Here is a 14,278-nt window from a genome sequence, read left to right as displayed (position 1 = left end):
CGGACTCCCAAAGGACTTCAGGCGATGACTCCTGCCCTGGCGGCACCCCCTGCCCAGAACCCGGCACCGGCGCGGACCCAGACACCAGCACCACCAGCAGGCCCCGCACCGGCGGCACGGGAAGCCGTACCCGTACCCGCACCCGCGCCCTCCCCCTGTCCCGGCCCCGGCACCCCCGCCCGCACCCGAACCCGCCGCACCGACGCCGCCGACGAACCCGTCACGCGGCTCGCCCTCGCCGCGCGGGACGGCGACCCCGAGGCCGTCGAGCGTTTCGTGCGCGCCCTGCACCGGGACGTCCTGCGCTACGTCGCGCACCTCAGCGCCGACCCGCAGGCCGCCGACGACCTCGCGCAGGACACGTTCCTGCGGGCGCTCGGCAGCCTGCACCGGTTCGAAGGGCGCTCCTCGGCGCGCACCTGGTTGCTGTCCATCGCGCGGCGCACCGTCGTCGACAGCCTGCGGCACGCGGCCGCCCGGCCCCGGCTTTCGGACCGCGACGACTGGCAGGCCGCCGCCGAGCAGGCGCAGCCGCGCGGGCTTCCCGGGTTCGACGACGGCATCGCGCTCGCCGAACTGCTCGACGGCATACCGCCCGAGCGACGCGAGGCGTTCGTCCTCACCCAGCTCCTCCAGCAGCCGTACGCGGAGGCAGCCGCCGCCATCGGCTGCCCCGTCGGCACGGTCCGCTCCCGGGTGGCCCGGGCGCGGGCCACGCTCATCGAGGCCCTCGCCGCGGCCTGACGGAACAGCAGGACCACAGATCAACCGGACCGCTGAAGGGGGTCGCTGCCGCGCTCGCGGCGGCGGCCCCCTCCGTCTCCCGGGCCCGGGCCCGGCCCCGGGCCACACGCCCCGCACCCCACCGCACCGCGAACTGTGAAACGCATATGCCAGAGTTCGGCAGCGCACCCCCCGAGTACGCAACGAAGAACTTCCGAAATGCGGCCCGTTATGAATACGTCAAGTCTTCCCGACGGCCGCCCATACGGAATTCGCGATTCGCCGAAGAGCGAGTACGAGCCGGGCGGGCACGTCAGCCCGTCCCGTTGACAGGACAGTCGCGAGCACACCGGCGGCAGTGGTACCCCGACCAGTTGCCAACCGCCCCCGCAGTCTCCTGTTTCCGGTTCACCGTTTCCCGGCCGGAGGGTATGTTCGAGCTCGGCCGGAAAGCCGGAAAACCTTGAAAGGGCGCAACAGCAGCCCTCCTTTCCAGAAACGGAATGGAGCTGGATCATCGGGGCCAACCCAGCCTTGTACACAGCGAATTCGAGGTGAAGGGGGGATATGGCCGTGTGCGCGACCGCGCGATCGCGTCATCTCCCCCCTTCCGGCTCTTCCGGTTCTTTCGGCACCGGCCGCACACCGGAGCCGCACACCGCCGCCCTCGTGCCGCGTCCCCCACGTCCCCCGCGCCCGCCCGGCCCACAGGCCGTCCGCGACGGGGGATCGCCGAGCCGTTGAGCGCGCGCCACCGCTCCGCCTGCATCCGTCTGCATCCGTTTATATCCGCCCCTATCTGCCCGCATCCGCCCGTACCCGTCCGCAAAACCGTCGAAGCCGTCGGTCGCGCGCCGCCCGCCCCTGGTGGCGGCTCTCCCTAGAACACCGCTTGACCTTGAGTGAGGAATGGCATGTCTGTTCACAACACCCGCAGTGATGCAGGGCTTGCCGGGGAACCCATAGCCGTCATCGGGATGTCCTGCCGCTTCCCCGGCGCCCCGGATCCCGAGGCGTACTGGCACCTGCTCGTCACCGGGCAGGACGCCGTCACCGACATGCCCGCGGAACGCGCGGAGCTCGGCCTCGGCATCGAGCACGGCCCGGCCGGAAAGGGTGCCTTCCTCGACGGGATCGACCGCTTCGACCCCGGCTTCTTCCACATCCCGCCGCGCGAGGCGGCGCTGATGGACCCGCAGCAGCGACTCGTCCTCGAACTGGGCTGGGAGGCCCTGGAGCAGGCCGGCGTCGTCCCCGCCGACATCCGGGGCGGCGACACCGGCATCTTCCTCGGCGCGACCACCGGCGACTACGCCGACCTCGCGCACCGCGCCGCCGACGGCTCGAACGTCACGCACCACTCCTTCACCGGCCTCGACCGCAGCCTCATCGCCAACCGCGTCTCCTATGTGCTCGGCCTGCGCGGTCCGAGCCTCACCGTCGACGCGGGCCAGGCCTCCTCCCTGGTCGCCGTGCACATGGCGTGCCAGTCGCTGCGCAACGGCGAGTCCGGAGTCGCCCTCGCGGGCGGCGTCGAACTGCACCTGGCCCCGGAGAAGCCCGCCCTGGCCCAGAAGCTCGGCGGCCTGTCCCCCGACGGCCGGTGCCACACCTTCGACGCCCGCGCCAACGGCTACGTACGCGGTGAGGGCGGCGCCGTCGTCGTCCTGAAGCCGCTGCGGCGGGCCCTCGCCGACGGCGACCGCGTGCACGCCGTGCTGCGCGGCAGCGCCGTGAACAACGGCGGCGGCGCGGGCCTGACCGTGCCGCACGAGGACGCCCAGCGCGACCTGCTGCACCGCGCCCACGAGCGGGCCGGGACCGCGCCCGCCGAGGTCGGCTACGTCGAACTGCACGGCACCGGCAGCCCCGTGGGCGACCCGGTCGAGGCCGCGGCCCTCGGCGCCGTGCTCGGCTCCGCGCGCCCGGCCGGGGAGCCGCTGCGCGTCGGCTCCGTGAAGACCAACATCGGCCACCTGGGCGCCGCCGCCGGCGTGGCCGGGCTCCTGAAGGTCGTCCTCTCCCTCACCCACGGCCAGCTCCCGCCGAGCCTCCACTACGCCTCGCCCAACCCCCGTATCCCCTTGGCCGAGCTGAACCTGCGCGTGCAGGACACGGTCGGCGACTGGCCGGGCGAGGGCGAACGGCTCGCCGGCGTCTCGTCGTTCGGCGTCGGCGGGACCAACTGCCATGTGGTGGTGGCTTCGGCGCCCGAAGGCACTGCGAGCAGCGCGAGCAACGCGGGTGCGGAGGGCGCAGGGGACACGGAAGCCGAGGAGGCCGCCGTAGCCGCCGTCTCGCCGTCCCTGCGCGGCGACACGCTCCCCTGGCTCGTCTCCGGCCGCTCCGCCGCCGCCGTGCGCGCCCAGGCCGAGCGCCTCCTCGCCCACCTGGAGGGCGGCACCGCGAGCGCCGCGGACATCGGGCTCTCGCTCGCCACCACGCGTACCGCCTTCAAGCACCGCGCCGTCGTCCTCGGCTCCGGCCGCGAGGAGCTGACCGCCGAACTGGCCGCGCTCGCCGAGGGGCGCCGCTCGGCCACGCGGATCAGCGGCACCGCCGAGCCGCGCGAGCGCGTCGTGTTCGTCTTCCCCGGCCAGGGCCCGCAGTGGACCGGCATGGCGGGCGACCTGCTCGACGCCTCGGACGTGTTCCGGGCCCGCGTCGAGGAGTGCGCGACCGCACTCGCGCCGCACATCGACTGGGACCTGGAGGCCGTGCTCCGCGACACGCCCGGCGCGGCCTCGCTGGAGCGCGCGGACGTGGCCCAGCCCGCCCTGTTCGCGGTCATGGTGTCCCTCACCGCCCTGTGGCAGTCGTTCGGCGTCGAGCCCGCTGCCGTCGTGGGTCACGGCATCGGCGAGATCAGCGCCGCCGTGGTCTCCGGCGCCCTGTCCCTGGAGGACGGCGCGCGGGTGGTGGCGCTGTGGAGCAAGGCGATGTCGGCCGCCGTCGGCCAGGGCACGACGCTCTCGGTGCCGCTGCCCGCCGCCGAGGTCACACCGCGCCTGTCCGCGTGGCAGGACCGCCTCTTCGTGTCCTCCGTCGACGGGCCGCGCCTGGTCACGCTGTCCGGCGACGTCGAGGCCGTCGAGGCGCTGCAGGCCGAGCTGGTCACCGAAGGCGTACGGGCCCGGCGCGTCCACACCGGCCTGGCGCCGCACCGCGCGCGGATGGAGGTACTCCGCGAGGAGGTCCTCGGCCTCCTGGAGCCGATCCGGCCGCGCACGCCGACGCTGCCGATGTACTCGACCGGCACCGGCGAGCTCGTCGACGGCCCCGTGCTCGACGGCACGTACTGGATGAGCAACCTCACCGGCACCGTCGACTTCGCGCGCACCGTCCGCGAACTCGCCCCCGGGACCGACGCGTTCGTCGAGATCACCCCGCACCCGGTGCTCGACATGGCGCTGCGGCAGATCACGGAGGACGTCGGCGCGGACGCGGCGATCGTCGGCACGCTGCGCCGCGGCGAGGACGGGCAGCGCCGCTTCCTGACCTCTCTCGCGCAGCTCAACGCCAGTGGCGCGGACGTGGACTGGCGTCCGGCGTTCCCCGCGGACGCCGCCGTCGTGGAGCTGCCGACGTACGCGTTCCAGCGGCGCGGCTACTGGCTGGAGGGCCCAGCGGCCCCCGACGCGACCGGCATCGCGGCCGTCGCCGCTCTCCAGGCCTAGCGGGCCCACACCGGGACGGGCCGCGCGCCGAACGCGTACCGGCGGCGACGGCCCCGGCACGGAGTTCGGCACCACCGGCTCCTCGGAGAAAACACGGAAGCCTTGATTCCGCTCGGCGGCGGGACGGTGCGCTCACCGTAGAGTGCGACCGTGCGGTCGTACAGCATGGGACAGGCAGCGGCGCTCCTCGGTGTGAGCGCGGAGACCGTCCGCCGGTGGGCGGACGGCGGTCGGCTGCGGATGGAGCGGGACGGCACGGGGAACCGGACCGTCGAGGGCACCGCGCTCGCGGCGTTCGCCGAGGAGCGGGCCGCGGGCCGGCATCCGGTGCCGGACGGCGTGGCCACGTCCGTGCGCAACTCGTTCGCCGGGATCGTCACCGCGGTCCGCCTCGACGACGTGGCCGCGCAGGTGGAGATCCAGTCGGGGCCGCACCGCCTGGTGTCCCTGGTGACGCGGGAGTCCGTGGCGGAGCTTGGCATCGAGGTCGGGGTGCTGGTGACCGCACGGGTGAAGTCGACGAATGTCCATGTCGACGTTCCCTGAGGCCGGTGCGCTCCGGAGGTAGGGCCGGTGCGCCTGAAGGCCGTCGCCCCTGAAGGCCGCGTCCCCCGGAGGCCGTTCGCGTCTCAGCGGCAGAGCAGGGCGGCCCTCAGGTCCAGCTTGTGGTCGAGGCGGGACAGGTCACGGCCGGTGAGGGCCTCCACGCGCCGGATGCGGTAGTGGACGGTGTTCACGTGCAGCTGCAGGGCCTTGGCGGTGCGGGCCCAGGAGCCGTTGTGGGCGAGGAACACCTCCAGCGTCTCCAGGAGCACGCCGTGCGACGCCCGTGACTCGCCGAGGAGCGGGCCCAGCGTGCTGCTCAGATACGCCGCGCGTACGTCGTGGGGGACTCCGGCGAGCAGGGACTCCAGGGTGGAGAGGTCGTCGACGGCCGTGACGGCCGAGGCCTCCGGCCCGGCGGCCGCCGGTGCGGTGGTCCTCGCTCCCGCGAGGGCGTAGCGGGCCTGGACGACGGCCCGGCCGAGACCGGCCGGGTCCGGGATCAGGGTGCTGATGCCCGCGTGCAGGGCGGTGTCCGGCCGACAGGCCAGGAGCAGCGGCCACACGTCCCTGAACCCGTCCCGGAGCCCGTCGCCGGGCTCGCGCCCCTCTCCCCCGGTGCCGTCGGCCCCCGCGTCGACCGGGACGATCGCGACGGCCCCGACGCCCGGGCGTTCCGCCACCGCGAAGGGCGCGGAGGTGAGGTGGCGCGTGGCTTCGGCGAGGGCGTCGAGGGCGAGGCCGGGACCCGGCGGAGCGACCCCGGCGGCCGCACACGACGCACCCACGCCGTCCACCGCACCCCCGACCCCCGCACCCGCACCCGCACCCGCACCCGCACCCGCACCGAAAGCTCCCACTCCCGCGACCACCACCCGGTAACTCCCCCGCGCCGGAAGCCCGCAGGCCCGCAGCGCGTCGGCCAGCGCGTCCGTGTCCGGTGCCCCGGCGTCCGCCCGGACGAGCAGGTCGACGAGCGCTTCGTGGGCCCGGGCGCGGGCGGCACGACGGCGGTCGTGGTGGTGGCGGTGCTGGGCGAGCACCTCGGCTATCTCGTGCAGGACGCGGGGCGGCGCGGCGTCCGTGTCCGGCAGGTGCAGCTGCCAGGCGTCGTACGCGGTGGCGTCGGCCTGGACGCGCAGCGTCGTGCCGGACGCGGAGCGCAGCAGCCGCACCGCCTCGCGCGCGGACAGGGCGGGGGCCGACGAGGTGCGGGCGACGGTGCGGCCGGTGCTCGTCAGCAGGTGGCAGGGCGGTGTGCCGAGGTGGGCGAAGGCGCTCTCCAGGAGTTCGGCCGGTCCCGCGCCGCGCTCCAGGAGGCGGCCGAGTTCGCCGCGTACGTTCTCCGGCAGGGCGTGGTGCGGCGCGGGGAGGCGACTCAGGTCCCCCCACTGCCGCAGGTACACCGCTTCGGTGACGGCGCGGAAGCTGGTGCGCGCGGGCACGGAGAGCAGGGGCACGCGGTGGGCGCGGCAGGCGTCGACGAGGTCGGCGGGGACGGCGCCGTGGGTCTCCTCCCCGGCGAGGAGGGCGACCGCGCCGCCCGCGCTCAGGGCGGCGACGAACCGCTCGGCCTTGGCGCGTCCGTCGTCCGGGTGCCACCACACGAGCCCGGTGAGGACGATCTCGCCGGGCCGCAGGAACCGCTCCGGGTCCTCCAGGTCGGTGGCGGTGACCCCGCTGATCTCCCGGCCGAGCAGGTGCTCGTCGCCCCAGACGAGCATGATGCCGAGGCTGTCGAGCTGGCGGAGGTGGTCGACGTGCATGCGGTGCTCCTTGCGCGGCTGCGGGACGGCCCGCATCTCACATTCACGAGGCGAATACGAGAAGCCTCATCGTAAATGCCCAGGTGTTCGAGCAGAACGCCTCTTGGTTGAACACACAAGGAGCACCCCGCGGGTCCGGTGTTTTTCCGTGTACGGGACCAGTGGTTCGCGCCCCGCCCCGCGGGCTTCACTGAGGACAGCCGATGGCCGGAACACCCGCCGACCGTGGCCGGAAGGCGACGGGCGGGCCGACGACAGGGGGAGCCATGAGCGCACGACAGGGGGAGCCGTGGATCTGAACACCGTGCTCGACGTACGGGACGCGCGGCGCCGCGAACCCTGGCGGCCGGGCGACGCCTGGCTCGGCGGCGGAACGTACCTCTTCTCCGAACCGCAGCCGCACCTGCGCCGCCTCGTGGACCTGAGCCGGACGGGCTGGGAGCCGGTCGCACTCCGGCAGGACGGCGCCCTGGAGATCGCGGCGACCTGCACCATCGCCACCCTGTACCGCTTCGCCGCGACCTCGGCCGCACCGGCGGCACCGCTCTTCACGGAGTGCTGCCGCGCCTTCCTCGCCTCGTTCAAGATCTGGAACATGGCGACCGTCGGCGGCAACCTCTGCAACGGCCTTCCGGCCGGGCCGATGATCTCGCTGACCGCCGCGCTGGACGGCATGTGTCTGCTGCGGCCGCAGACGGGCGCGGCGCGCACCGTCCCGGCGGCGGACTTCGTCACCGGCGCGGGCCGTACCGTCCTGGCCGAGGGCGAGTTGCTGCGCTCGGTCACCCTGCCCGCCCGCGCCCTGCGCTGCCGCACCGCGTTCCGGCAGGCGTCCCTGTACGGCCTCGGCCGCTCCGGCGCCCTGGTCATCGGCGCCCTCGACCCGGCGGACGGCTCGCTGACGGTGACCGTGACGGCGGCGACGGTGCGGCCGGTCCGGCTCTGGTTCCCGCTGGTGCCGGACGCGGCGGGGCTGCGGGCGGCACTGGCCGCGGCGGTCGGCGACGACGAGTGGTTCGACGACATCCACGGACTGCCGGAGTGGCGGCGGCACATGGCGTTCCGGTTCGCCGAGGAGATACGCCGCGAACTGGGCCGGGCACCGCAGGCCCCCCGACGTGAGGAGACCCACCGATGACCTTCCACCTCCAGGTCAACGGCCGCCCCAGCACCACGGATCCACGCCCCGGCCAGTGCCTGCGCACCTATCTGCGCGAGCAGGGCTGGTTCGGCGTGAAGAAGGGCTGCGACGCCGGGGACTGCGGTGCCTGCACGGTCCATGTGGACGGCGAGCCCGTGCACAGCTGCGTCTATCCGGCGGTGCGGGCGGCCGACCGCGAGGTCACGACGGTCGAGGGCCTCGCGGCGGCGGACGGCGAACTCCATCCGGTCCAGCGGCGGTTCCTCGACGCGCAGGGCTTCCAGTGCGGCTTCTGCACCGCCGGATTCCTCATGACCACGGCCGCCCTGGAGGCCGAGCGCGGCTCGGCGCACGACGACGGCAAGCTCGACGACCTCCCGCGCGCCTTCAAGGGCAACCTGTGCCGCTGCACGGGCTACCGCGCCATCGAGGACGCCGTGCGCGGCGTCGCGCACACCGAACGCCCGGGCGCCGGGGAGGCCGTCGGCCGCAACCTCGGCGCACCGGCGGGCCCCCAGGTGGTCACCGGCAGCGCGCGCTACACCTTCGACGTCGACGTACCGGGCCTGCTGCACATGAAGCTCGTCCGCTCCCCGCACCCGCACGCCCGCGTCCTCGCCGTCGACAAGAGCGCCGCCCTCGGCATCCCGGGCGTGCACGCCGTCCTCACCCACGAGGACGCCCCCGACCGCCTGTACTCGTCGGCCCGCCACGAGCACCCCACCGAGGACCCCGACGACACCCGTGTCCTCGACGACACGGTCCGGTACGTGGGCCAGCGCGTCGCGGCCGTCGTCGCGGACAGCGAGCAGGCGGCGGAGGAGGGCTGCCGGCGCGTGGAGGTGACGTACGAGCTGCTCCCCCACGTCGTGGACCCCGAGGAGGCCATGCGACCGGGCGCCCCGGCCCTGCACGGCGACAAGGGCGCGGACTCCCGCATCGCGCGGGCGGCGGACAACGTGGTGGGCGAGGTGCACGGCGAGATCGGCGACGTGGAGCGGGGCTTCGCGGAGGCGGACATCGTCATCGAGGAGACGTTCCGTACGCAGCGCGTGCAGCACGCGAGCCTGGAGACGCACGGCTGCGTGGCGTACTTCGAGCCGACGTCCGAGGACGGGGGTGCGGGCGGGGGTGAGGGCGGGGACGGAGCCGGCACCGGGGAGCGGCTCACGGTCCGCTCGTCCACGCAGACGCCCTTCCTGACGCGGCGGGCGCTGTGCGCGCTGTACGACTTGCCGGAGGACGAGGTCCGGGTGGTCGCGGGCCGGGTCGGCGGCGGGTTCGGCGGCAAGCAGGAGATGCTGACGGAGGACGTCGTGACGCTGGCGGCGCTGCGGCTGCGGCGGCCGGTGAAGCTGGAGTACACCCGGGCCGAGCAGTTCCACGGCGCCACGACCCGGCACCCGTTCAAGGTCACGATCAAGCTCGGCGCCCGCGCGGACGGCACCCTGACGGCACTCCACTACCGGGTGGTGGCGAACACGGGCGCGTACGGCAATCACGGCCCGGCGGTGATGTTCCACAGCGTGGGCGAGTCGATGGCCATGTACCGCGCCCCGCACAAGAAGGTCGACGCGTACTCCGTCTACACCAACTGCGTGCCCGCGGGCGCCTTCCGCGGCTACGGCCTCGGCCAGGTCACCTTCGCCGTCGAGTCCCTGCTCGACGAGCTGGCCCGCCGCCTGGACCTGGACCCGCTCACGGTCCGCGAACGCAACGTCATCGGCCCCGGCGAGCCGATGCTGAGCCCGATCGGCGAGGAGGAGGACCTGCACATCGCGTCGTACGGCCTCGACCAGTGTCTGGCGGTCGTACGCGAGGCGATGGCGGCGGACCCGGACACCGCCCCGGCGCCGCCCGAGGGCTGGCTGGTCGGGCAGGGCGCGGCCCTGGCGATGATCGCGACGGGCCCGCCCGGCGGCCACTTCGCCGACGCCCGCGTGTCGCTGCGCCCCGACGGAACGTACCAAGTCGCCGTGGGGACGGCGGAGTTCGGCAACGGCACCACGACGGTCCACCAGCAGCTCACGGCGGGCGCGCTGCGGACCACCGAGGACCGGGTGACGATCCGTCAGTCGGACACGGATGTCGTACGCCATGACACGGGCGCCTTCGGCTCGACGGGGACGGTGGTGGCGGGCAAGGCGGTGCTGCTCGCGGCGACGGCGCTCGCCGAACGCCTCCGCACGTTCGCGGCCCGGCACACCGGGGTGGCCCGCCACCTGTGCCACCTGGGCGCGGAGGCCTTCGACTGCGCGGGCCGCACCGTCCCCCTCAAGGAACTCCACGAGGCGGCCCGCGAGTCGGGCGCCGGGGCCGAGCTCTCCGCCGAGGGACACTGGGGCGGCTCGCCGCGCTCGGTGGCGTTCAACGCGCACTGGTTCAAGGTGGCCGTGGACCCCGGCACGGGCGAGATCCGCGTCCTGCGCAGCGTGCACGCGGCGGACGCGGGCCGGGTGATGAACCCGATGCAGTGCCGCGGCCAGGTGGAGGGCGGTGTCGCCCAGGCCCTCGGCGCGACCCTCTTCGAGGAGGTACGCGTCGACGACCGCGGCGAGGTCACCACGGCCGCCTTCCGCCGCTACCGCCTCCCCCAGTACGCGGACGTCCCCCGCACCGAGGTGCACTTCACGCGGACCAGGGACGCGATCGGCCCCCTCGGCGCCAAGTCCATGAGCGAGAGCCCCTTCAACCCGGTGGCTCCGGCCCTGACCAACGCCCTGCGCGACGCGACGGGCATCCGCTTCACGAGGCTCCCGGTGACTCGCGACCGGGTGTGGCTGGCGCTGTCCTCCCCCACGCCCGTGCCCCCGTCCTGACCCCGCGACGCGCGCCCCCACCCTTGGCACAAATCCTGCGATCACCGGCAGACGTGCCACTCGTGGGAGCCGACGGACCTCGGAAGAATCAAGGCCATGACGAACACACAGCTCGGCCGCACCGCCACATACAAGGTCCTGACCACCGGTTACGTGGGCTCCACCGGCCCCGGCGTCGCCGCCACCGTCTCCTACGTCTCCGACGCGGGCCGCCACATCGTCTTCGACCCCGGCATGGTCGCGAGCCGCGACGACATCCTCGGCCCCCTGGCCGAACTGGGCCTCGCCCCCGAGGACATCACCGACGTGATCCTCAGCCACCACCACCCCGACAACACCCTCAACGCAGGCCTGTTCCCCCAGGCCCGCATCCACGACCACAAGGTGGAGTACCAGAACAACACCTGGACGAACCGGGACGCCGAAGGCCACGAACTCACCCCGTCCCTCCGCCTGATCCGCACCCCCGGCCACAGCCCCGAGGACATCACGCTCCTCGCGGGAACCGCCTCCGGCGTGATCGCGTTCGCGGGAGACCTCTGGTGGCACGCGGCGGGACCGGCGGACGACCCGGTGGCCCCCGACCGCGAAGTCCTGCGCGCGTCCCGCACCCGCGTACACGCGACAGCGGACCTGATCGTGCCGGGCCACGGCGCACCGTTCACGCCGGACGACACGACCCCGCTGTAGCCGCCTAGGGCCGATACTTCCGCGCGGTGACGGGAGAGCCGAGGCCGTGCAGCGCCACGCTGCCGAGCACGGTGATCACCAAGACCGTCAACACGAGGACGGAGTCGTCGTCGAGGCTCAGCTCATTGAAGGCGAGCAGCCCGAACACGATGGAGGTGGTCCCGCGAGGCCCGAGCCACCCGATGAGAAACCCTTCCCGGACGGGCACCCCCGACCCGATGAGCGAAAGCATCACGGGCACGATCCGCACCACGGTCAAGGCGGCCGCACAGAACAGCACGAGCTCCCACTCGACACCACCCCACAAGGCGAACACAGCGGTCGTCCCGAAAACGAACCACATGACGACCCCGAGCAGAAACCCGACGTCGTCAATCAACTGCATCTCGCGCTGAGTCTCCTCAGTACGCCGCACGGCGTGAAAAACGAACCCGCACAGAAAAGAAGCAACAAACCCGTTCCCCCCGATCCCCACCGCACACCCATAGGCCAACAAGGGCGCCGCGACGAGAACCAACCGCTTGGCCTGAGCACTCATGAACCCGGCCCGCTCGGCCCGATTGACGCAGAACCCCAGCAAGGCCCCGAGCGCGAGCCCCACGAGAACGGCCTTCAACGCGGAGGGCGCGGCCGTCCCGAGCGCGTCCCCCGCGCTCCGCCCGCTCGTGGCATGCCCCGCGAGAACCAACGCGAAGAGAAAGACCGGCGACACGATCCCGTCGTTGTACCCGCCCTCCACATTGAGCACGTCCCGCACCCGGGCCGGCAGCCGCCGGTCCCGCAGAATCGCCTGCGCGGGCGCGAAGTCACTGGGCACCACGACACAGGCGATCACCAACAACAACGGCCACCCCACCCCCGGCAGCAACCAGGCCCCCACCCCCACGGCAAGCCCCAAACTCAACGGCAACCCGATCAACAACACCCGCAACGCGACCCCGGGATGCCGCCCGAACATCCCCCCACGAACATCAGCCGCATCAACGAACAACAACACAGCCAACGTGACCTCAGCCGCCCGCAAAGCCGCATGCGTATTGAGCGTCTCCCCCACGCTGTCCCGCACGGTCAGCCCGACCAAGACCCCCGCGACCACCACAACAACGGGCGCGGTGAACCGCCACTCCTCACACTTCTCAGCCAACAACGACCAGACGACGAGGGTGGCGGCGACGGCGATGATCGAGGCAATCACGGTGGGTATGGTCGCAGGCGCGAGCCCTGACGGCGGGGACGCCGCACGGGGCGGGCGGCCAGGTCAGCGCCCGTGTCCGCCGTGTGGCGACACCATCAGCCAGAGCCTTCCCGACCGTCGATGAGACCGTGGATCGCGGAGCGGACGCCCTCCAGAGCGCCGGGTTCCGCGGCGAGGGCGCTCAGGGCGACGGACGGCCACGCGTTGTACGCCTTCGCCGGCAACGCCTGCAACCTCTCCGCCAACCCGGGCACGGCCGGCAGGGACGCGGCGAACGCCGCCGCCCGCTCACGGCCGAGGTGATGCGTGATCGACCCGAAGGCGAAGGAGAGGTCGTCCCGCACCGGGCCGTCCTGCAAGGACAGGGTCCAGACCGGCACCTGCCGCCCGGAGACGGGGTAGTAGACGGACATGCTCCGGTACTTGGCCGTTCCGCCCTCCAGCCGCCCGTTGGCCGCCGCGTGATCGAGCAGGGCGGTCGCGACCCGCCGTACCTCCGCGTCGGGACGGGCCTGAATCGCCGCGTCCATCTCGGCCCGGGTGGTCCGCTGCGTCGCGCGGGGAGTTGAGGGGGACTTCGCCGCGGTGGCGACCTCCCCATAGATACGCGGCACCAGCACGCGAAGGTCTCCCCCGCCCCGGTACTGCGTCAGCTCCACCGCGTACACATCGGTCTGCCGCAGCTGCCGGTTCAGGAACTCGACGATCGCCCGCAGCTCCAGCGGAATCCGGTCGGCGACGAACAGCAGCCGCATCCGCCCGGCGGCCAGCCGCTCCTCGACGCCGAGCCAGAACTCCTCCGCGGACCCCGCCGATCCCGCCGAACCCGCCGAACCCGCCGAACCCCCGCCGAGGAGCTCCCCGTACGCCTCCTCCAGCGGACGCCCGTCCTTGCCGCACGTCTCCTCGAAGGACCGCTGCAACAGCGCGGCCGGCCAGTAACGGGCAGCGTTCGCCGCGTAGTCCAGCATCTGCCCGACGACCTCACGCCGGATCCGGGTGTCGGTGGCCCGCTTGACCTCCACCAGCGTCGGCACTCCATCGGCGTCGACGAAGAGATGGTCCAGCCAGTACGCCGCCCCGCTCTCCGCACTCGCCGAGACCCCCATCTCCCTCGCCACCAGCACCAGCCGCAGCGGCCTGCCGTCGGCGAGGGAACCGAAGTCGAGCACCCGCGGATGCCGCGCGAGCAGCTCCTGGAACTCCGCCTCGGTCTCGAACCCCGCAAGCTCCAGCGCCTGCAACTCCTCACCGAGAACGAACACCGGCTGATCGCTCACGCGTTCCCACCCCCACGAGATGCCAGATCAGGAGCGCTTCGTGACCGGCTCCAGAATCGCCACGCACTCCACATGATGTGTCATCGGGAACACATCACATCACGAGGGACATGGCATACCTGCAGGTCAGATGCCAATTTTCGACCTGCAAGGGAAGCCTTCAGGTACTTTGAGCGTCAGATGAGCGTCACGACAGTCCGGAGCAGCTTCCTCACGTAGCCGCTTGGACCAGGTCTGCCGACCAGCCGTCGGCAGTACCACACCCTGCGGAACTCGTTCCTGTTTCGGTGGCCGTCGCGCCACACGTAGGCGCAGTCGAACAGGCCCACACCACCCTCGGCCACCGTGGCGCCATCGACGCCCAGCCTCAGCCATCGCATCAGGGAAGACTCCCGCAGGATGTCGACGGGCTCCCCCAACCGCCAGGCCGTCCCCAGATCAGGA

At 73.0% G+C, this 14,278-nt stretch carries 10 protein-coding genes; 6 read left to right on the top strand and 4 right to left on the bottom strand.

Features of this window, described 5'->3' with window-relative positions; translation table 11 throughout:
- The first annotated feature begins 24 nt into the window (after window positions 1–24).
- From OO63_RS07030 to OO63_RS07020, 3 genes are all read left to right on the top strand, one after another.
- On the top strand, window positions 25–744 hold the full coding sequence (locus OO63_RS07030; RefSeq protein ID WP_234311081.1) for a sigma-70 family RNA polymerase sigma factor: 720 nt from the start codon (window positions 25–27) through the stop codon (window positions 742–744).
- Between the two features lie 893 nt (window positions 745–1,637).
- On the top strand, window positions 1,638–4,400 hold the full coding sequence (locus OO63_RS07025) for a type I polyketide synthase (protein ID WP_078618983.1): 2,763 nt from the start codon (window positions 1,638–1,640) through the stop codon (window positions 4,398–4,400).
- A 150-nt stretch (window positions 4,401–4,550) separates the two neighbouring features.
- The gene (locus tag OO63_RS07020) at window positions 4,551–4,946 is read left to right on the top strand and encodes a TOBE domain-containing protein (protein WP_030357284.1); all 396 of its coding nucleotides are present in this window, start codon (window positions 4,551–4,553) and stop codon (window positions 4,944–4,946) included.
- Window positions 4,947–5,029: 83 nt separating this feature from the next.
- Here OO63_RS07020 and OO63_RS07015 read toward each other — a convergent pair whose 3' ends face one another.
- Window positions 5,030–6,709 (bottom strand): PucR family transcriptional regulator, encoded by a 1,680-nt coding sequence (locus OO63_RS07015; protein ID WP_030357285.1) that lies wholly within the window; start codon window positions 6,707–6,709, stop codon window positions 5,030–5,032.
- A 289-nt stretch (window positions 6,710–6,998) separates the two neighbouring features.
- Between OO63_RS07015 and OO63_RS07010 the strand changes: the two genes are divergently transcribed.
- The 3 genes from OO63_RS07010 (at window position 6,999) to OO63_RS07000 (ending at window position 11,359) form a co-directional block, all read left to right on the top strand.
- The gene (locus tag OO63_RS07010) at window positions 6,999–7,847 is read left to right on the top strand and encodes an FAD binding domain-containing protein (RefSeq protein WP_030357286.1); all 849 of its coding nucleotides are present in this window, start codon (window positions 6,999–7,001) and stop codon (window positions 7,845–7,847) included.
- Window positions 7,844–10,669: a molybdopterin-dependent oxidoreductase gene (locus tag OO63_RS07005; RefSeq protein WP_030357287.1), complete on the top strand. Its 2,826-nt coding sequence runs from the start codon at window positions 7,844–7,846 to the stop codon at window positions 10,667–10,669. The genes OO63_RS07010 and OO63_RS07005 overlap by 4 nt, the downstream gene beginning before the upstream one ends.
- A 96-nt stretch (window positions 10,670–10,765) precedes the next feature.
- Entirely contained in the window at window positions 10,766–11,359 is a 594-nt protein-coding gene (locus OO63_RS07000; protein ID WP_030357288.1) for an MBL fold metallo-hydrolase, read from the top strand.
- Between the two features lie 4 nt (window positions 11,360–11,363).
- Here OO63_RS07000 and OO63_RS06995 read toward each other — a convergent pair whose 3' ends face one another.
- The 3 genes from OO63_RS06995 to OO63_RS06985 form a co-directional block, all read right to left on the bottom strand.
- Window positions 11,364–12,554: a cation:proton antiporter domain-containing protein gene (locus OO63_RS06995; protein WP_030357289.1), complete on the bottom strand. Its 1,191-nt coding sequence runs from the start codon at window positions 12,552–12,554 to the stop codon at window positions 11,364–11,366.
- Between the two features lie 95 nt (window positions 12,555–12,649).
- Window positions 12,650–13,834, bottom strand: coding sequence for a PDDEXK family nuclease (locus tag OO63_RS06990; RefSeq protein WP_030357290.1), 1,185 nt, complete (start codon window positions 13,832–13,834; stop codon window positions 12,650–12,652).
- Between the two features lie 176 nt (window positions 13,835–14,010).
- Window positions 14,011–14,214 (bottom strand): hypothetical protein, encoded by a 204-nt coding sequence (locus tag OO63_RS06985; protein WP_157853957.1) that lies wholly within the window; start codon window positions 14,212–14,214, stop codon window positions 14,011–14,013.
- Window positions 14,215–14,278 lie beyond the last annotated feature (64 nt).

The sequence above is a fragment of the Streptomyces alboflavus genome (assembly GCF_000716675.1).
Classification (GTDB): domain Bacteria; phylum Actinomycetota; class Actinomycetes; order Streptomycetales; family Streptomycetaceae; genus Streptomyces; species Streptomyces alboflavus.
This window is presented reverse-complemented; position numbering and strand designations above follow the sequence as displayed.

Bases quoted from the DNA above. Each gene is read 5' to 3' on its own strand.
- OO63_RS07030 (WP_234311081.1), top strand. From the start codon at position 25: ATGACTCCTGCCCTGGCGGCACCCCCTGCCCAGAACCCGGCACCGGCG.
- OO63_RS07025 (WP_078618983.1), top strand. From the start codon at position 1,638: ATGTCTGTTCACAACACCCGCAGTGATGCAGGGCTTGCCGGGGAACCC.
- OO63_RS07015 (WP_030357285.1), bottom strand. From the start codon at position 6,709: ATGCACGTCGACCACCTCCGCCAGCTCGACAGCCTCGGCATCATGCTC.
- OO63_RS07005 (WP_030357287.1), top strand. From the start codon at position 7,844: ATGACCTTCCACCTCCAGGTCAACGGCCGCCCCAGCACCACGGATCCA.
- OO63_RS07000 (WP_030357288.1), top strand. From the start codon at position 10,766: ATGACGAACACACAGCTCGGCCGCACCGCCACATACAAGGTCCTGACC.
- OO63_RS06985 (WP_157853957.1), bottom strand. From the start codon at position 14,214: ATGCGATGGCTGAGGCTGGGCGTCGATGGCGCCACGGTGGCCGAGGGT.